Genomic DNA, 17,890 nt, shown 5'->3' with positions numbered 1-17,890 from the left:
ATGGCCGGAGCTCTCCCGCTCGACCCCGTGACCTTCGAGGTTTTGAAGAACTCCTTCATCACCAGCGTCGACCAGATGGGCGAGCAGGTCCTGAGGACCTGCTACTCCTTCGTCATCTACAATCGCGACTTCTCGAGCGCGCTGCACGACGCCAACGGTGAATGCGCGGCGCAGGGCAACCAGGATATTGCCGTCCACGTCGGCACGCTGCATTTCACCTGCAAGGATGTCATGCGCCATTTCGAAGGCGACATGCATGAGGGCGACGTTTTCGCCATCAACGATCCCTATGCCGGCGGCACGCACTTCTCCGATGTCCGGCTGATCCGTCCGATCTTCGCCGACGGCAAGATCATCGCTTTCAGCCAGTCCAACGGACACTGGTCCGACGTCGGCGGCAGCGTGCCGGGATCGTTCGACGTCGCCGCCCGCGAGATGTTCCGCGAGGGCCCTGCGCATCACGCCAGTCCGGCTGTTCGACAAGAACGGCCTGCGCAAGGACGTCGCGCATCTGATCGCGTCGAATACGCGCGATCCGGCCTCGATCATCGGCGACATCCAGGCACAGGCCGAAGCCACCGCCGTCTGCGAACGGGAGATCCTGCGCCTGGTCGGCAAATATGGCCGTGATACCGTCGAGACCGGGCTTGCCGCCGTCCAGGACTATGTGGAGCGTTCGGCGCGCCAGCGCATCGCGGCGCTCCCCGACGGCGAATGGGAAACCGTCGACTTCATCGACCGCGATCCGGCCGGCGGCGAAGGCATGATCCCGATCCGCATCAAGATGACGATCAAGGGCGATCGCGCAATCTACGACTTCACCGGCAGCCATCCGACCATCGGCTCGATCTACAATTCGGCGTTCGGTGCAACCTTCTCTGCCGTCGCCGCCGGCATGAAGACTTTCTTCCCCGACCTGCCACTCAATTCCGGTTTCTACCGCTGCTTCGAGATCATCGCCCCCGAAGGATCGATCGTCGACGCCAAATGGCCGATCGCGGTCACCGGCTTTCTGATGCCGTTCGAGAAGATCATGAACTCGATCTACGAAATGTGGTCGAAGCTGATGCCGGAGCGCGCGCTCGCTTGCGCGTTCAATCTCGAATATCTGCTCACCGGCGGGCTCGATGCCCGCAGCTCCGACAAGCCGATCTTCATGTTCTATGACTGGCTGCCCGGCGGCTGGGGCGGGCGCAACGGCAAGGATGGCAGCAATGTCACAACCGCCTGCTTCGGCACCGGCTTGATGTCGCAGCCGGTCGAAGGCCAGGAGCGCGCCAACCCGATCCTGACCACCGAATGCGAGATCCTCAAGGACTCGCCCGGCCCCGGCAAGTGGCGCGGCGGCGCCGGCGTGGTGAAGACGTCGCGGATGCTGCAGGCCGAGAAAACCGTGATCTCCTATATCTGCGACCGCGAGCGCGCGATCGTGTGGGGCATCGAGGGCGGCCTGCCGTCGATGCCGCACGGCCTGACCCTGAAGCGCGCCGGCAGCACGGCCGCGGAGCGGCTCGGCTCGATCTTCTCGGACGTCCCGATCGGCGAAGGCGACACTTTCTCGCGTCCGACCGCCGGCGGCGGCGGATTTGGCGATCCGCTGGAGCGCGATCCGAACCTCGTCGTCGAGGATATCAAGGACGACTATGTCTCGGTCGAGCGTGCCGCCAAGGACTATGGCGTCGTAGTGCACACCATCGACGCCGAGCTCTGTAGCTACGAGGTCGACAAGGTCGCGACCGAGGCGCTCCGTGCGAAGATCCGCTCCGAGCGTGTCGCCAATGTCCGGCTCGATCCGGAGCTGGTGGCGCAACGCTATCGCAGCGGAGCAATCGACGCGCTCGACGCGATCCGCAAGCACGCGGTGATCCTCGATTGGGGCACCGGTGCCTTGCTTCCCGAATCCACGCGCCAGTTCCGCGAGGTGTTTGAGCGGCGCTCGGTCGCAACGTGGAAAGCAGGCTGAATGCCATCGCCGGCCGCGACGTCGGCAGACCGCACAGAGCGTTCACGAAAAACTGGATCCGACACCGCCCCTCCACTTTCATTCGAGCCATGAGGATTGTGCTATGACGAGTACGACGTGCCTTTCCCCCAATCGAGTTTGGCCGATCCGCCCCGCGCTCGGCCTTGCCGCCGGCCTCGCCCTTGCCGCTGCGGTCGCGCCGGCCGCGGCCGAGACGCCGTGGTTTCCGATGAAGGTCTACGACGCGTCGTCCGGCACACCGAAGCCGGCCGAGTACACGCCGCTGCCGAAGGCCGAGAAGCCGTACAGGCTCTGCGTGCTGTTTCCGCACATGAAGGACAGTTTCTGGGTCGCCGTCGCCTATGGCATCGTCAAACAGGCCGAGGCGATGAACGTCAACATGAACCTCTACGAGGCCGGAGGTTACGAGAACCTGCCGAAACAGCTGTCGCAATTCGATGACTGCATGGCGAGCGGGCCGGACGCCATCATCGTCGGCGCCATCTCCGGCGCAGGCCTCAGCAAGAAGTTCGAGGAAGCCAAGGCCAAGGGCGTGCCGGTCGTCGGTGTCACCAACCCGCTGCCGCCGAACGCGCTGCCCGCGGCCAACTACGTCGACTTCGTCGCCATGGGCGAAGTCACCGGCGCCGGCCTGCTGGCGCAATCCAAGCCCGACGACAAGCTCAACATCGTGACGTTCCCCGGTCCGGCCGGCTCTGGCTGGGCGGAGTCGTTCAACGAAGGCTTCAAGAAGGCCGTTGCCAAGAACCCGAACGCCGAGATTCTGGCCGAGAAATTCGGCGACTCCGGCGTCGCCGTGCAGCTTCAGCTCATTCAGGACGCCTTGCAGGCCTATCCCGGCATGAACGTGATCTGGGGCACCGCCCCCACCGCTGAAGCCGCCATCGGCGCCGTTGCCGAGGCCGGCCGAAGCGACCTGAAGATCGTATCGTCTTACGAAAACCAGGCCATGCTTGACGCGCTCAACCGCGGCGACATCCTCGCCTTCGCAACCCAGTATCCGGTCGGAGAAGGCGCCGTCGCGATCGATCAGGCAGTGCGTCTCATCGAGAAGAAGCCGGTCATGAGCCTTGTCCAGCCGATCGCCGCTGTCATCGACAAGACCACCGTACCGAAATTGCAGATGGACCTCGTGCTGGCTCCGGCGAGTTGGACACCGGTCTATTCGGTCAAGGCCAAGTAAGCCGCTCGCGAATGGTGCCGGGTGGGAGCACCTGCTCCCACCCGTCTTGCTCACGGCCCAACGGAGACGCGGATGGATGTCGAGATTGACCCGAAGCCTGCCGAGCCTCTGCTTCGATTGCGGGGGATATCAAAGCGCTTCACCGGCGTTCGCGCGCTCGACCGGGTCGACCTCGACGTTCGTGCCGGCGAGCTTCATGTCCTGTTCGGCGAGAACGGCGCCGGCAAATCGACCCTGATCAATGTCATCTCGGGAACGTTTCCGCCGGACGAAGGCACGTTCCATTTTGGCGACGAGGAGATCCATCATCTCACGCCGCAGCGGGCCCGTACGATCGGCATCAGCCCGGTCTTTCAGGAGTTCTCGCTGATCCCGAGCCTCACGGTGGAAGAGAACCTGTTCCTCGGCCGCGAGGTCACCCATGGCGGCGTGCTGCGCTCGCGCGAGATGCGCAAGCGCGCCAGGGCGCTGATCGACGAGCTCGGCTTCGATCTCGATCCGGCGCAGCGGATCGACGACCTTTCCCGCGCGCACCAGCAGATGGCCGAAATCGCCAAGGCCCTGCTCGGCCGCGTCCGCCTTTTGATCCTTGACGAGCCGACTGCCTCGTTGACCGAGCGCGAGACCGGGCGGCTGTTCGAGCTGATCGCGCGCCTGAAGAGCCAGAATGTCGGGCTGATCTATGTCTCGCATCGCATGCGCGAAATCCGCGCCCTTGCCGACCGTGTGACGGCGCTGCGCGACGGCCGCCACATCCAGACCCTCGACGCCGCCGGCTCGACCGACGGCGAGCTGGTGGAGCTGATGACCGGCCGCAGGATCGACCTGCTGTTCCCGGCCATCGCCCACCGGCCTGACAAGGTGATGGTCGACATCGAAAACCTGACGCTCGCGGACGGCAGCGTTCAGGAGGTGAATTTCCATGCCCGCGCCGGCGAGATCACCGGCATCGCCGGTCTCGTCGGCTGCGGCAAATCGGAGCTGATCCGCGCGGTCTACGGCATCGAGGCCGCGGCATCAGGCGTGATCCGGATCGACGGTCTGCCTTACGAATTCCCGACCCCGAGGCAAAGCCTCAAGCGCGGCATCGCCTATTTCCCTGCCAATCGGGTTGCCGAAGGGCTCGCGCTGTCCCGTCCGATCCGCGAGAACGCATCGATGACGGTGCTCGACCTGCCCGCGTTCGCGCGCTTCGGCGTGCTGCGGCAGGCCGCCGAACGCGCCACGATCGCGGACATCATGGAGCGGTTGCAGCTGAGGCCGCCGAACATCGAACGGAGCGCCGGCGCGCTGTCCGGCGGCAACCGTCAAAAAGTGATGCTGGCACGCGCGCTCACGCGTGAGCTGACCGTGTTCCTGTTCGACGAGCCGAGCGTCGGGATCGACGTCGGCGCCAAGCTCGAGGTCTACCAGTTCATGAAGCGGCTGGTCGAGGCCGGCGCCGCCGTGATCGTGGTGTCGTCGGAATTGCCGGAGGTTCTGGCGCTGTCGAACCGGCTCTACGTCATGCATCACGGCCGCATCGCCGCCGAACTGACGGACTCCGAGAAGACCGAGCAGAACGTGCTGTCCAGCTTCTTCCGCGACCATCTCGCCGCGGAGGTCGCGTGAACACCGCGCTGGTCAGCGCAAACCCGCAAGGCGCGATCGGCCTGCGATCGATCGCAGGCCGTGTCGGGTTCCTGCCGGCCCTGCTGGCCTTGCTCGTCGCCGGCATGTCGGCGATCGATCCGCAGTTCTACGGCATCATCAACATCCTCAACATCCTGCGCAACGCGTCGCTGCTCGCGATCGTCGCCTGCGGTCAGGCGCTGGTCATCATCGCGGGTGGCTTCGATCTCTCAGTCGGCGCCGTCGTGGCGCTCGCGAGCGTCGTCACCGCCAAGACCATGGCCGCCGCAGCCACCGCGTTTCCCGACAACAACGCCCTCATCATTGCCAGCGGGATGGCGGCCGGACTCGGCTCCGGAGCCGTGGTCGGGCTCGTCAACGGCTTCTGCGTGGCGAAGCTCAAGGTATCCGGCTTCGTGGTGACCCTGGGCACGATGTCGGCGACTGCGGGCGTCGGCCTGATGATCACTAACGGAATCCCGGTTTACGGCATGCCCGATATCTTCGTGAAGGGCTTTGGGCGCGCCCAGGCGCTCGGCCTGCCGACCGCCGTCCACGTCGCGCTGGTCATCATCATCGTGATGGTGTTTGCGCAGCGGCGCACGCTGTTCGGCCGTTACGTCTACGCGATCGGCGGCAATGTCGATGCGGCCATCGTGTCGGGCGTATCGATCCAGCGCCACGTCGTCGGCACCTACGTTGTCTCGAGCATGCTCGCGGCGTTGACGGGCATCCTGCTGACCGCGCAGGTCGGCTCCGGCCAGGCCAGCTTCGGCGGCGACCGGATGATGCTGCAATCGATCGCAGCCGCCGTGATCGGCGGGGTGAGCTTGCGCGGCGGCGTCGGGCGCATCGAAATCGTCGCCATCAGCGCCCTGTTCCTGACCATCCTGGGCAATGCGCTCAACCTCCTGCACGTCGACTCCCGGCTGCAGCCGGTCTTTCTCGGCGTCATCATGGTCGCGGCCGTGGCGCTGGACGAACTCAGCCGACGGAGCAAAGCTCGTGTCTGACCTCGAATTGTCCGTCGCCGCCAAGAACGCGGATCGCCCGAAATTGGCGCCGGGTCGCTGGCTCTGGAGCGCAGTGCTGCCGGTCGCGTTGGCGGCCCTGTTGCTCGGCTTCGCCGCGGTCGACCGCGGCGTGTTGTCGCCGGGTAACCTGCTCAACATCGCGCAGCAGACCAGCTATCTGGCCCTGTTCGCGATGGCCCAGACCGTGGTGATCCTGACGCGCGGCTTCGACCTCGCACTCGGCCCGACCGTATCGATGGTGAGCGTCGGCACCGCGCTGGCGATGGCCGGCGCGACGGCGTCGGGCCATGGTACAGGCGCCGTGCTGCTCGCCGGGCTTGCTGCCGGCTTCGTACTCGGCACCGCGTGCGGCCTCTTCAACGGCGTGGTTATTGCGCTGCTCGGGGTCAACCCCTTCGTCGCAACGCTCGGCAGCTACAATATCGCGATCGGGATTGCCACCACGCTGTCATCGGGAAGGCCCGTTCAAGGCGTGCCGGCGCCGTTCTCGCAGATCTTCTACGGCGGCAGCGTCTTCGGTATTCCGGCGGCCATCGCGATCACGATCGGGGTCGGCGCCGTGCTCCATTGGACCCTGACGCGGACGGTGTTCGGCCGTTCGCTTTACCTCATCGGTACCAACCCGCGCGCAGCGGCGGTCGCCGGCCTGCCGGTCAAGCGCACGCTGATCGCGACCTATGTGCTGTGCTCCGGGCTTGCGGCGCTCGGCGCGATCATGATGACGGCGCGGACCGGATCGGGCGAGCCGAACCTCGGCGGGGCGCTTTCACTGCAGGCGATTGCCGGCGCCGTAGTCGGCGGAACAAGCCTGGCGGGCGGGCGCGGTGGGGTCGGCACCGCGGTGCTCGGCGCCCTGTTCATCACCATTCTGTCCAACGGCATGAACCTCACCCGGATCGACGGATACGTCCAGATGGTCGTGCTCGGCGCGATCGTCATCGTCGGCGTTCTGCTCGATCGCCTGCGACTGGAGCGGCGCCAATGACGACGGGTTCTCCCATGCAGAGCGTCGCGGGCGAGATGCACGATGCACCTGCCTCGATCTACGTTGCGCCCTCGCTCGCTTCCGCACTCGACGCACTGAGCGAATTCGGCGCGGCCGGCGCTGCCTTTGCCGGCGGCACGTGGATCATGCGGTCACCGATCCGCCACGAGCGGTTGAAGCCGCACTATGTCGCGATCGGCAAGATCGCCGAGCTGACCGCGGTTCGTATCGGCAGCGATGCAATCGAGATCGGCGCGGCGGTTACGCATGCGGCACTCGCGGCGGCCCTGGCCGATCTTGCGGAATTCGCGGTCCTGGTCGACGCCGCCGGCCGCTCCGCCAATCCTGCGATCCGCGCGATGGCAACGATCGGCGGCAACCTCGCGACGTCGGAATTCGCCGCCGCGGATTGCGTACCGGCGCTGCTCTGCCTCGATGCCCAAGTGGAAATGTCGGACCGCGACGGCCGCGAGCGCATCGGCCTGTCGCATTTCCTGAAGATCCGATCGTCCCTTCCGCGCGGTCATCTGGTGACGCGGATCATCTTGCCGCGGGCGGCGCGCAGAAGCGCCCATGCCCGCCTGCCGCTGCGCAAATCGGGTGACTACCCGGTCGCCATCGTCAGCCTGTCGGTCAGCATCGATGCAGCGAACCGTGTCCAGGCGGCGCGCGTCGCGGTCGGTTCAGTCGAGCCGGTGGCGCGCCGCTGGGAGCGGCTCGAGGCAGCTCTGATCGGACGCCCGCTCGATGCGGCGGAGGCGGCGCAGAGTGCGGCCGCGTTGGCGGATGAGTTCGTCGGCCGCGACAGCGTCGATGCCCCGGCCTGGTATCGGGTCAGCGTGCTACCCGGTCTCGTCCGCCGCGCTGCGATCGCAGCGCTTGGCTCCTGAACCGGTGGGGATCGACATGGGATTCAACTTGACAGTGAACGGTGATCGCCTCTCTTCCGTGGCCGACCCCGCCACGCCGCTGATCGACATTCTGCGTGAGGAGATGCATCTGACCGGCGCGAAACCGGTCTGTCGCGAAGGCTTTTGCGGTGCCTGCATGGTGCTGGTCGACGGCGAGCCGACGCCATCGTGCCTGTTGCCCGCCGCGCTCGCCGATGGCCGCGAGATCCGCACCGTCGAAGGCCTTGCGCCTCACGGCGAACTGAACCGCATCCAGGCGGCCCTCGAGGCCAGCGATGCGGTCCAATGCGGCATGTGCTTTCCCGGCATGGTGGTGAGCCTGACGCATCTCTTGACGACCCGGCCTGACGCCACCCGTGACGATATCCGGGCCGCACTGACCGGGAACATCTGCCGCTGCACGGGATACGAACGCATCGTCGAGGCGACGCTGCTCGCCTTGGCCAACGCATAATCGGGAGGCGCAAGCATGTCCGACGTTTCCGCGACGATGGATTTGCGGCGGCGGGACGCCGCCGACAAGCTGCGTGGCCGTACGCGCTACACCATCGATCGATATCTGCCCGGCATGCTGCACGCCGCGGTGCTGCGTGCCGGCCTGCCTTCGGGCCGGATCATTCGCCTCGACACGTCGAGGGCTGCCCGCATGCCGGGGGTACGTGCGATCGTGACGGCGTCGGATGCGCCCGGCATGATCGGCATCGGCATCGCCGATCACCCGCTGTTCGCCCGCGATGTCATTCGCTACGACGGCGAACCGCTTGCCGCGGTCGCTGCCGTCACGTTGGCGCAGGCGCAGGCCGCGCTCGCGGCGATCGACGTGGAAATCGAGCAACTCCCCGCAATATTGACCATGGCGGAGGCGCTGGCACCAGATGCGCGGCTGGTTCATCCGGACTGGCGCGGCTATGAGGTCCTGGTCGAAGGCGGCGCGCGTGCGGGCAATGTCGCCTGGGAGGCGACCGTCGTTCGCGGCGACGTCGACGCCGCCTTTGCGCGGCCTGACGTCGAGATCGTCGAAAGTTTCTATCGCGTCGGCCGGCAGAACCACGTGGCCTTCGAGCCGCGTGCGGTCGTCGCAAGCTACGAGGACGGCCGCTTCCATATCGAGACGTCGACGCAGGTTCCCTGGAGCGTCCGCAATGCAACCGCGCGCGCGTTGGGCGTGCCGGCATCGCAAGTGCGCGTCACTGTGCCGCCGGTCGGCGGCGGCTTCGGTCTCAAATTCGATCTGGCGGTTGAGCCCTTCGCCGCCCTCCTCGCCCGCGCCAGCGGCCGGCGGGTTCGCCTCGTCAATTCCCGCGAGGACGAGATGCTGACCTGCCTGTTCCGCGAGAACGCCGATATTCGCATCCGCTCGGCGGTGACGCGCGACGGAGAAATCGTGGGCCGCGAGGCGGTCGTGCTGATGGACTGCGGCGCCTATGGCGGCGAACAGATCTTCCTGACCACCATGACCGCACACACGCTCGGCGGAAACTACAGGCTTGGCAGCGTGCGCATGGTCTCGCGCGCGGTCTATACCAACACGGCGCCGAACGGCGCGTTCCGCTGCTGCAATGGCGTCTACAACACCTTCGCGCTCGAGCGGCACACCGACGAGATCGCAGCGCGGATCGGAATGAATCCGCTTGCTTTCCGGCGCCGCAACGTGCTCGGCGACAAGGATCTCGGCGCCACCGGCCAGGTATTCGAAGGCGATGTGCTCGGCCCGATGCTCGACCGGATGGATACGTTGCGCGACGCGGCAGCGCCGCTGCCGGCGCGCACCGACGGCAAGCTCCTTGGACGCGCGACCACCGTCGGCACCTGGTTCGTCTTCGTCGGCCCATCGGCCGCGACGGTGAACATGAATGCCGACGGCACGGCGACCCTGGTCACGTCGGGTGTCGAGATCGGATCCGGCTCGATGATGCAGAGTCTGCCGCAGATCGTTGCCAGCACGCTCGGCATCGCGCCCGAGCAAGTGATCGTCCGCGCCGCCGATACCGATGCGGCCGGTTATGATGTCGGCGTCGGTGGCGGCCGCACCACCGTCTCGCTCGGCGCCGCCAGTCTGTCGGCGGCACAGGAGGTGCGCACGAAGCTTTTGAGGATCGCCTCCGAGATGATCGAGGCCGCGCCCGGCGATCTCGTCATGCGCGATGGTCGGATCGAGATCGCGGGTGCGCCGGGCTCCGGCCGCACCGTCGCGGAGGTCGCGACCCGCGCTCAAGCGCTGGGCGGACCGGTCGCCGGCACCGGCGCCTTCACGGGCGCCGGCGTGCCGGCGATGCCCGGTTGCGTTGCCGGTCATTTCATCGACGCGATCGACATCCCCGTCTTCGCCGTCCACGACTGCGAGGTCGCCGTCGATCCGGAGACCGGGCATGTCGAGGTGCTAAGCTATCGCGTGGTCCAGGACGTCGGCCGTGCGCTGAATCCACGCGCAATCCACGGCCAGATCCAGGGCGGCGTCGCGCAGGGCCTGGGCTACGCCCTGCACGAGGAGGTGACGATCGGCAGCAATGGCCGTGTCAGTCAAAGCGGCTTTGAGACTTACCGCGTACCGCTTGCGCTCGACGTCGTACCGGTGGAGATCAGCCTCTATGAGGGTGCGGCGTCGGTGGGGCCGCTCGGCACCAAGGGCGCCGGCGAGGTGCCGATCCTCAATGTCGGCGCCACCGTCGCCTGCGCCGTTGCCAACGCGACAGGAAAGCGGGTGCAGGAATTACCCCTAACGCCGCCGCGCGTGCTCGAGCTTCTGCTCGAGCGCAAGCCGGGTCTGGCACTGTCTCACATTGCCGAGGTGTGGGCGGACAACCTTGTTCGTCCTCACCAGTGGCCCTAGGGACATCAGAGAATGCCCAGCAAACAATCCGAACGCTGAGCGACCGACTTGGGCGCCAGGCGCCTGATCCGTGGCAGTTAGGCGCTACCGTCCCCGCACCGACCAGGCCCACGATATTTTCGTCCATTCCCCTCCGCGGCGCTCAGGCAGCCGCGACCTCGTGGCCCGCCATGACCTCCAGCGCTCTCAGAATGCCGGAATGGTCCCAGCTTTTGCCGCCGAGGGCGGTACAGGCGTTGAACAGCTGCTGGGCTGCGGCAGTGCCTGGCAGCGACAAGCCAAGCGCGCGCGCCCCTTCCAGCGCGAGGTTGAGGTCCTTCTGATGCAGCTCAATGCGGAAGCCCGGATCAAAATTGCGCTTCAGCATGCGATCGCCGTGCACTTCGAGGATCCGGGACGACGCGAAGCCGCCCATCAACGCCTGGCGCACCAATGCGGGGTCGGCCCCGGCCTTGGAGGCGAACAGCAACGCCTCGCTCACCGCCTCGATGGTCAGCGCCACGATGATCTGGTTCGCAACCTTGGTGGTCTGGCCGTCGCCGTTGCCGCCGACATGCGTGACATTCTTCCCCATCGTTTCAAACAGGGGCTTCATCGCATTGAACGCCCGCTCCCGCCCGCCAACCATGATGGTCAGGCTGGCCGCCTTTGCACCTACTTCGCCGCCGGAGACCGGCGCGTCGAGATAATCGGCCCCGAGCGCATCGATCCAGCGTGCAAACTCCTTCGTCGCCAGCGGAGAGATCGAGCTCATATCCGTCACGATCATGCCTTTGGAGATGCCCTCCGCGACGCCGCCTTGACCGAACAGCACGGCTTCGACATGCGGAGTGTCCGGTACCATGATGATCACGGCGTCCGCCTCCTGCGCCACCTGCTTGGCGGACTCGCAAGCGATACCGCCGGCCGCGATCAACTCAGGCGCAACAGGTACGACGTCGTGCAGGAACAGACGATAGCCGGCAGCCAGGAGGTGGCCGGCCATCGGACGTCCCATGGTGCCAAGTCCGATGAATCCGATGTCTTTCATTGTCGTTGCTCCCTGTCAGCCGGATGAAGGCGTTTTTTCGGCGAGCGACTCTCGCCTCGCGTGAAGAAACCGCGTTAAATAAAATTCCAGAGCTCCGTCCCGATTCAATCGGAACGGAACAGGCTCTAGGTCACGAAAGTCTGTGCGGCGTGCCAGCCCAGGCTCTCGAGCGTGGTCGTCCGCGGCTTGTATTCGCACCCGATCCAGCCCCGATACCCGATGCTGTCGAGATGCTTGAACAGATAGGAGTAGTTGATTTCGCCGGTTCCCGGTTCATAACGGCCCGGATTGTCGGCGAGCTGGACATGCGCGATCCGGCCGAGATGCTTCTGCAGGGTCCGCGCGATATCACCTTCCATGATCTGCATGTGATAGATGTCGTACTGGATGAACAGATTGGATGAGCCAACCTCGGAAATGAGCTGCACCGCCTGTTCCGTACGGCTCAGGAAGAAGCCGGGAATATCGAGCGTGTTGATCGGTTCGACCAGGAGCTTGATGCCATGCTGGGCGAGCGCGCCTGCGGCGAAGCGCAGGTTGGACACGAGGACTTCCTGCAGGTCTGCCCTATCCGTATCGGCTGGAGCGATGCCGACCAGGCAGTTCAGCTGCCGGCAATCCAGCGCCTTTGCGTAGTCGATTGCGCGCACCACCCCGTCGCGAAATTCATCGACCCGATTGCGCAGGATCGCAATGCCACGCTCACCGGCGGCCCAGTTGCCGGCTGGAAGATTGTGCAGCACCTGGGTCAGCCCACAGCGCGCCAATTCCTCCCGCAACGCGCCCTTTTCGAAGTCATAAGGAAAAAGATACTCGACTGCGTTGAAGCCGGCCGCCTTGGCGGCCGCGAACCGATCGAGGAACGGCAGCTCGTTGAAGAGCATGGTGAGATTGGCGGCAAATTGAGGCACGGGTCGTATCTCCGCTTGAAGCGATGAAAGATGTGGTCAGGCCGGCAACAGCGTGCCGGATCGTGATGCGCTCGGCACGTCATCGAGCGGAAGATCGAGCACCTCTTCGAACTCGACGATGTTGTCGATCTCCGTTCCCATCGCGATATTGGTGACTCGCTCGAGAATGAACTCCACGACCACGGGCACGCGATGCTTCGCCATCAGCTCGCGTGCGGTCGCGAACGCCGCCTGCGCGTCGTTCGGATCGGTGACCCGGATCGCCTTGCAGCCCAAACCCTCTGCGACGGCCACATGGTCGACGCCGTAACCGCCGATCTCGGGCGCGTTGATGTTCTCGAACGAGAGCTGGACGTGATAGTCCATGTCGAAGCCGCGCTGCGCCTGCCGGATCAGGCCGAGATATGAATTGTTCACAACGACGTGGATGTAGGGCAGATTGAACTGCGCCCCGACCGCGAGCTCCTCGATCAGGAACTGGAAGTCGTAGTCACCCGACAGCGCGACGATGTCGCGGTCGGGATCGGCGGCACGCACGCCAAGCGCGGCCGGCAGTGTCCAGCCGAGAGGACCGGCCTGCCCGGCGTTGATCCAGTTGCGCGCATTGTAGACGTTGAGGAACTGGGCCCCAGCGATCTGCGACAATCCGATCACGGTCACGTAGCAGGTGTCGCGGCCAAAGGCCTTGTTCATTTCCTCGTAGACGCGCTGGGGCTTGATCGGGATGTTTTCGAAGTGGCTCTTGCGCAGCATCGAACGCTTGCGGTCGCGACAGGCGGCGGGCCAGGCCTGCCGATCGCGCAGCCTCCCGGACTTCCGCCACTCCCTGGCGACGCTCACGAACATTTCCAGCGCGGCCTTGGCGTCGGAGACGATACCGAGGTCCGGATTGAAGACCCGCCCGATCTGCGTCGGCTCGATGTCGACATGCACGAATTTGCGGCCCTTCGTGTAGGTCTCGATCGAGCCGGTATGCCGGTTGGCCCAGCGATTTCCGATGCCGAGCACGAAATCGGATTCGAGCATCGTGGCGTTGGCGTAGCGATGGCTGGTCTGCAAGCCGACCATGCCTGCCATCAGCGCATGATCGTCAGGAATAGCGCCCCAGGCCATCAGCGTCGGAACGACCGGAACGTTGACCGCTTCGGCAAAGGCGACCAGCAGCTCGGATGCATCGGCGTTGATCACGCCGCCGCCGGCCACAATCAGCGGCCGCTCCGCGGCGTTCAGCATCTCGAGTGCCTTCTCGATCTGCTTGCGCGTCGCCGTCGGCTTGTAGACCGACAACGGTGAATAGGTCTCGTCGTCGAACTCGATCTCGGCCAGTTGCACATCGAGCGGAAGGTCGATCAGCACCGGTCCCGGCCGCCCCGACCGCATGACATGGAAAGCCTGGCTGAACACGCGCGGCACCAGCGCCGGCTCGCGCACGGTGACGGCCCATTTCGTCACTGGTTTTGCGATCGACTCGATGTCGACGGCCTGGAAATCCTCCTTGTAGAGCCGCGCCCGCGGCGCCTGACCGGTGATGCAGAGGATCGGAATGGAATCAGCGATCGCCGAGTAGAGGCCGGTGATCATGTCGGTGCCGGCCGGACCCGATGTGCCGATGCAGACGCCGATATTGCCCGCCTTCGCCCTGGTATAGCCTTCCGCCATATGCGAGGCGCCTTCGACGTGCCGCGCCAGAATATGCTGGATCGAGCCGTTGCGCTTCAGTGCGGAGTAAAGCGGATTGATCGCTGCGCCGGGAACGCCGAATGCGCACGTGATCCCTTCGCGTTGGAGAATGCGCACTGCTGCATCGACTGCTCGCATCTTCATGTAATGATCCCGCTTCGCTATGAGTTGGCCTGAGCAGGATCATCAGGCCCGCGAGCATCGATCTCAACGCAATCGATTGGAATTTCCGCGCTGTGGCAACGCTCGCGATTTCTTGCGCGTCTTCAAACGATTAGCGTCAGCGTAGAAATGGAAATTGTTGCGGACGGAATTGCAGCCCGCCCTACGCCTGCGCTTGCTGCGTGCGGTTCCCGCGAAGTTCGGCCGTGAGTTCGGCTGCGATCCGATGCACGATCGTACCGATCTCGGGCAAGCGTTCGTTCGTCAGCCTGTCCGCCATGCCGGATACCGAGATTGCGGCATATGGCTCGTTGCAATCGTTGAAGACGACCGCGGCCACGCAGCGCAGGCCGATGCGCGCCTCTTCATCATCCACCGCATAACCCTGACGCCGCACGCTCTCCAATTCCTTGAACAACTCGCCGGGCCGCACGATCGATTTTTCCGTCAGCCGCGGCATGCCCTGACGGCGAATGATCGCGTTGACGTCTGCATCGGAATAGGTAGCCAGCACCGCCTTGCCCACTCCCGAGGCGATCATCGCGACGCGTCCGCCGACCTTGGTCAGCGAGCGCATGATCTCACGGCTTTCAATGCGGGACACGACGATGATGGATTCATCGTCGACCACGGCAAGATTGGCCGTTTCCCGGGTCTGGTCGCGCAGCTTGCGCAGATAAGGCAGTGCCTGCGCGGCAAAATTCCGCCGGCGCACGAAGGTCGAGCCGACCACGAAGCTTTGCGCGCCGATGTGCCACTTGGATTCGTCGCGGTCGAATTGAACGAACCTGCGGTTCTCGAGCGTGGTCAGCAGCCGATGTACGGTCGAGGGAGACAGGCCGGTGCGGATCGCCAGATCGGTCAGCCGATAGCCTTCATCATCCTCTGCAAGTGTCTCCAGGATTTGCATGGCGCGATCAACGGACTGAACACCGCCGTCGCGCGCGTCCAGCTCCGGCTGCGCGCGAAGATCGGGATCGGACGGCTTGCGCCGGATCGGCTCTCTTTTCATCACGACCTGCCCCTAACCGGTTGCGGTTCAGAACGAAATTGCTCGTCGAGAGCGAGCTTCAGAATTGGCATATGGCATACCAAAAGGCCATGGAGTCAAGGCGACAATACTCACGAATAGGTCAGTATTTTTGCCATTCTTCTTGGCAAATGGCTCGATTCTTTTGTTTGACTTCTGGGATAATGTATACCACGATCGCTTCACAACAACCAAATCAAGCAACCGGGAGGACGATGCCATGTACGTCGGGGACATCCTTCGCGCCAACAATGCGCACGTGCTGACGATCGGCTCGAACGAAACCGTGAGCATTGCGGCGAACCTGATGTACGCGAGCAATGTCGGCGCCCTCGTGGTCAGGAACGCCTCGCGCAGCAAGGACGCCGCCGTGATCGGGATGTTCAGCGAGCGCGACGTCGTCGCTGTGATCGCCGAGCGCGGCACTAATGGTCTTGCGATGAAAGTCGCGCAATTCATCTCGCCGCGGCCGCTGCTGTCCTGCAATTCGCAAGATGCGCTCACGGATGTCGAGCGCCTCATGGCCCGTCATGGAATCCGCCATGTCCCCGTCATCGACAACGGCCGGCTCGTCGGCGTCGTGAGCATGCGGGACATCACCCTTGCTTTCGAGGAAGCCGCCTGCGCGGCCTGACAGACTTGCCCAAGGCCATTGCCACGCTACTCGGTTCGAGCCGCTGCGGCTCCTGCTGTGTCCCCACTCTGCTTGCGAGGATCGAATGAGAATCTGCATCTACGGCGCCGGCGCGATCGGCGGCTATCTCGGTGTCGAATTTATGCGTGCTGGTGCCGATGTCAGCCTGGTCGCGCGGGGTGCGCATCTCGCCGCAATGCGGCAGAACGGCCTGAAACTCCTGATCGGCGACGAGGAGCGCGTCGTGCATCCTCGCTGCACCGATAACCCCGCCGAACTCGGCGAGCAGGATTACGTCATCATTTGCCTCAAGGCGCATTCGATCACCGGTGTCATCGAGCCCATGCGGCCGCTGCTGGGCGATCGGACCCGCATCGTCACCGCCGTCAACGGCATTCCCTATTGGTATTTCCACAAGCACGGTGGTCGGCACGAAGGATCGACGCTCGAGAGCATCGATCCTGGCGGTCAGCAGTGGAACGAGCTCGGCCCCGAGCGCGCGATCGGCTGTGTGGTGTACCCCGCCACCGAGATCGAGGCGCCCGGCGTGATCCGCCATGTCTACGGCAACAACTTTCCGCTGGGCGAGCCCTCCGGCGAGATCACATCCGACGTCCAGAAACTTTCCGAGCTGTTCGTGGCCGCGGGCATGAAAGCTCCGGTCCTCGACCGTATCCGTGACGAGATCTGGCTCAAGCTTTGGGGCAACGTCTGTTTCAACCCGATCAGCGCCCTCACCCACGCGACGCTCGACGTGATCTGCAGCAATCCGGGCACGCGCGCGCTGTCCCGGGCGATCATGCTGGAGGCGCAGGCGATCGCGGAAAGCCTCGGCGTCAAGTTTCGGGTCGATGTCGAACGCCGCATCGAAGGTGCGCGCAAGGTCGGCGCGCACAAGACCTCGATGCTGCAGGATCTCGAGCGCGGACGTCCGGTCGAGATCGATCCGTTGATCACCGTGGTGCAGGAGATGGGCCGGATGACAGGAATCGCGACGCCCGCCCTCGATGCGGTGCTGGCCCTGGTCGCGCAGCGCACCAGGCTGGCCGGCCTCTATGACGGGGCGGCCGGCGCCGCAGCAGCAGAAACGCTGGCGGTGGCGTGATCCCGATGGCCAATGTTACGCGCTGGGTCCGCTTCCGCCACCATGCCGAAATCGGCTTCGGGCAACTCATTCCATCCGGCATCTCCGTGCACGAAGGGGACATGTTCGGCGACATGCGACCGACTGGACAAACGCTGGCGCTGGACAACGTCGAGCTGCTCGCCCCGACGCAACCGAGCAAGGTCATCGCGCTCTGGAACAATTTTCACGCGCTTGCGGAGAAGCTGAAATCACCTGAGCCTGCCGAACCGCTGTACCTGTTGAAGGCGCCGACCAGCGTCACCGCGCCTGGTGCCGTCATCAGGCGTCCCTTGGGCTATGATGGCAAGACGACCTACGAAGGTGAACTCGGCATCGTCATCGGCAGGAGCTGCACGGCGGTCGCGCCCGAGCAGGCCGACGCCTTCATCTTCGGCTACACCTGCACCAACGACGTCACCGCCGCGGACATCCTCAATCGCGACCCGACCTTCCCGCAATGGGCGCGGGCCAAGGGCTTCGATGGATACGGCCCGTTCGGCCCCGTGATTGCGTCAGGCCTCGACCCCGCACGCCTCGTGGTGCGCACCATTCTGAACGGCGTCGAGCGCCAGAACTACCCGATCGCGGACATGATCTTCAGCGCACAGACGCTGGTCAGCAAGATCTCGCACGACATGACGCTGTTGCCGGGCGACCTGATCTGCTGCGGGACATCGATTGGCGTCGGGGTGATGAAGGAGCCCGTCAACACGGTCACCGTCGCGATCGACGGAATCGGCGAGTTGACCAACGAATTCCGTCAGTAGGCTGCGGCGGGA

Annotated in this window: 16 protein-coding genes; 12 read left to right on the top strand and 4 right to left on the bottom strand. The window is 64.9% G+C overall.

Annotation, left to right across the window (positions count from 1 at the left end; all coding sequences use genetic code 11):
* The 9 genes from ACVMDN_RS11890 to ACVMDN_RS11850 all read left to right on the top strand — a co-directional run bounded on the left by ACVMDN_RS11890 (position 1) and on the right by ACVMDN_RS11850 (position 10,538).
* Positions 1-630, top strand: a complete 630-nt coding sequence (locus ACVMDN_RS11890; protein ID WP_456843639.1) for a hydantoinase B/oxoprolinase family protein — start codon at positions 1-3, stop codon at positions 628-630.
* Positions 512-1,963 carry a hydantoinase B/oxoprolinase family protein gene (locus ACVMDN_RS11885; RefSeq protein ID WP_456843690.1) on the top strand — a complete coding sequence of 484 codons (1,452 nt, stop codon included), beginning with the start codon at positions 512-514 and terminating at the stop codon, positions 1,961-1,963. The genes ACVMDN_RS11890 and ACVMDN_RS11885 overlap by 119 nt, the downstream gene beginning before the upstream one ends.
* Before the next feature lie 103 nt (positions 1,964-2,066).
* On the top strand, positions 2,067-3,167 hold the full coding sequence (gene torT, locus ACVMDN_RS11880; RefSeq protein WP_456814290.1) for a TMAO reductase system periplasmic protein TorT: 1,101 nt from the start codon (positions 2,067-2,069) through the stop codon (positions 3,165-3,167).
* Positions 3,168-3,239: 72 nt separating this feature from the next.
* Complete coding sequence (locus tag ACVMDN_RS11875) at positions 3,240-4,778, top strand: sugar ABC transporter ATP-binding protein (protein WP_456814289.1); 1,539 nt, start codon at positions 3,240-3,242, stop codon at positions 4,776-4,778.
* A complete protein-coding gene (locus ACVMDN_RS11870) occupies positions 4,775-5,791 on the top strand; it encodes an ABC transporter permease (RefSeq protein ID WP_456835197.1) in 1,017 nt (338 codons plus the stop codon). The genes ACVMDN_RS11875 and ACVMDN_RS11870 overlap by 4 nt, the downstream gene beginning before the upstream one ends.
* On the top strand, positions 5,784-6,797 hold the full coding sequence (locus ACVMDN_RS11865; RefSeq protein WP_229189490.1) for an ABC transporter permease: 1,014 nt from the start codon (positions 5,784-5,786) through the stop codon (positions 6,795-6,797). Before ACVMDN_RS11870 ends, ACVMDN_RS11865 begins: the two co-directional genes overlap by 8 nt.
* A complete protein-coding gene (locus tag ACVMDN_RS11860) occupies positions 6,794-7,687 on the top strand; it encodes an FAD binding domain-containing protein (protein ID WP_456814288.1) in 894 nt (297 codons plus the stop codon). Before ACVMDN_RS11865 ends, ACVMDN_RS11860 begins: the two co-directional genes overlap by 4 nt.
* 16 nt (positions 7,688-7,703) lie before the next feature.
* Entirely contained in the window at positions 7,704-8,162 is a 459-nt protein-coding gene (locus ACVMDN_RS11855) for a (2Fe-2S)-binding protein (RefSeq protein WP_076826263.1), read from the top strand.
* 15 nt (positions 8,163-8,177) lie between these two features.
* The gene (locus tag ACVMDN_RS11850) at positions 8,178-10,538 is read left to right on the top strand and encodes a xanthine dehydrogenase family protein molybdopterin-binding subunit (RefSeq protein ID WP_456814287.1); all 2,361 of its coding nucleotides are present in this window, start codon (positions 8,178-8,180) and stop codon (positions 10,536-10,538) included.
* A gap of 142 nt (positions 10,539-10,680) precedes the next feature.
* Here the strand turns inward: ACVMDN_RS11850 and ACVMDN_RS11845 are convergent, their stop codons facing one another.
* The 4 genes from ACVMDN_RS11845 to ACVMDN_RS11830 form a co-directional block, all read right to left on the bottom strand.
* Positions 10,681-11,568: a 2-hydroxy-3-oxopropionate reductase gene (locus ACVMDN_RS11845; protein ID WP_168856845.1), complete on the bottom strand. Its 888-nt coding sequence runs from the start codon at positions 11,566-11,568 to the stop codon at positions 10,681-10,683.
* A 125-nt stretch (positions 11,569-11,693) separates the two neighbouring features.
* On the bottom strand, positions 11,694-12,479 hold the full coding sequence (gene hyi / locus ACVMDN_RS11840; RefSeq protein WP_057017099.1) for a hydroxypyruvate isomerase: 786 nt from the start codon (positions 12,477-12,479) through the stop codon (positions 11,694-11,696).
* A gap of 36 nt (positions 12,480-12,515) precedes the next feature.
* A complete protein-coding gene (gene gcl, locus ACVMDN_RS11835) occupies positions 12,516-14,303 on the bottom strand; it encodes a glyoxylate carboligase (RefSeq protein ID WP_168856846.1) in 1,788 nt (595 codons plus the stop codon).
* Positions 14,304-14,484: 181 nt separating this feature from the next.
* Complete coding sequence (locus ACVMDN_RS11830; protein WP_076826252.1) at positions 14,485-15,333, bottom strand: IclR family transcriptional regulator; 849 nt, start codon at positions 15,331-15,333, stop codon at positions 14,485-14,487.
* A 238-nt stretch (positions 15,334-15,571) separates the two neighbouring features.
* Here ACVMDN_RS11830 and ACVMDN_RS11825 point away from each other — a divergent pair, with 238 nt between their 5' ends.
* The 3 genes from ACVMDN_RS11825 (at position 15,572) to ACVMDN_RS11815 (ending at position 17,878) form a co-directional block, all read left to right on the top strand.
* The gene (locus ACVMDN_RS11825) at positions 15,572-15,985 is read left to right on the top strand and encodes a CBS domain-containing protein (RefSeq protein ID WP_456815239.1); all 414 of its coding nucleotides are present in this window, start codon (positions 15,572-15,574) and stop codon (positions 15,983-15,985) included.
* A gap of 85 nt (positions 15,986-16,070) precedes the next feature.
* On the top strand, positions 16,071-17,090 hold the full coding sequence (locus tag ACVMDN_RS11820; protein WP_057017096.1) for a 2-dehydropantoate 2-reductase: 1,020 nt from the start codon (positions 16,071-16,073) through the stop codon (positions 17,088-17,090).
* Between the two features lie 5 nt (positions 17,091-17,095).
* The gene (locus tag ACVMDN_RS11815) at positions 17,096-17,878 is read left to right on the top strand and encodes a fumarylacetoacetate hydrolase family protein (protein ID WP_456814286.1); all 783 of its coding nucleotides are present in this window, start codon (positions 17,096-17,098) and stop codon (positions 17,876-17,878) included.
* Positions 17,879-17,890: the final 12 nt, after the last annotated feature.

It is taken from the genome of Bradyrhizobium sp. USDA 4510 (genome assembly GCF_054059095.1).
Note: the sequence above shows the minus strand (reverse complement) of the source record. Positions and strands in the feature narration are given on the sequence as shown.

Bases quoted from the DNA above. Each gene is read 5' to 3' on its own strand.
- gcl (WP_168856846.1), bottom strand. From the start codon at position 14,303: ATGAAGATGCGAGCAGTCGATGCAGCAGTGCGCATTCTCCAACGCGAA.
- ACVMDN_RS11830 (WP_076826252.1), bottom strand. From the start codon at position 15,333: ATGAAAAGAGAGCCGATCCGGCGCAAGCCGTCCGATCCCGATCTTCGC.
- ACVMDN_RS11825 (WP_456815239.1), top strand. From the start codon at position 15,572: ATGTACGTCGGGGACATCCTTCGCGCCAACAATGCGCACGTGCTGACG.
- ACVMDN_RS11860 (WP_456814288.1), top strand. From the start codon at position 6,794: ATGACGACGGGTTCTCCCATGCAGAGCGTCGCGGGCGAGATGCACGAT.
- ACVMDN_RS11875 (WP_456814289.1), top strand. From the start codon at position 3,240: ATGGATGTCGAGATTGACCCGAAGCCTGCCGAGCCTCTGCTTCGATTG.
- ACVMDN_RS11855 (WP_076826263.1), top strand. From the start codon at position 7,704: ATGGGATTCAACTTGACAGTGAACGGTGATCGCCTCTCTTCCGTGGCC.
- torT (WP_456814290.1), top strand. From the start codon at position 2,067: ATGACGAGTACGACGTGCCTTTCCCCCAATCGAGTTTGGCCGATCCGC.
- ACVMDN_RS11850 (WP_456814287.1), top strand. From the start codon at position 8,178: ATGTCCGACGTTTCCGCGACGATGGATTTGCGGCGGCGGGACGCCGCC.
- ACVMDN_RS11820 (WP_057017096.1), top strand. From the start codon at position 16,071: ATGAGAATCTGCATCTACGGCGCCGGCGCGATCGGCGGCTATCTCGGT.
- ACVMDN_RS11845 (WP_168856845.1), bottom strand. From the start codon at position 11,568: ATGAAAGACATCGGATTCATCGGACTTGGCACCATGGGACGTCCGATG.
- ACVMDN_RS11815 (WP_456814286.1), top strand. From the start codon at position 17,096: ATGGCCAATGTTACGCGCTGGGTCCGCTTCCGCCACCATGCCGAAATC.
- ACVMDN_RS11890 (WP_456843639.1), top strand. From the start codon at position 1: ATGGCCGGAGCTCTCCCGCTCGACCCCGTGACCTTCGAGGTTTTGAAG.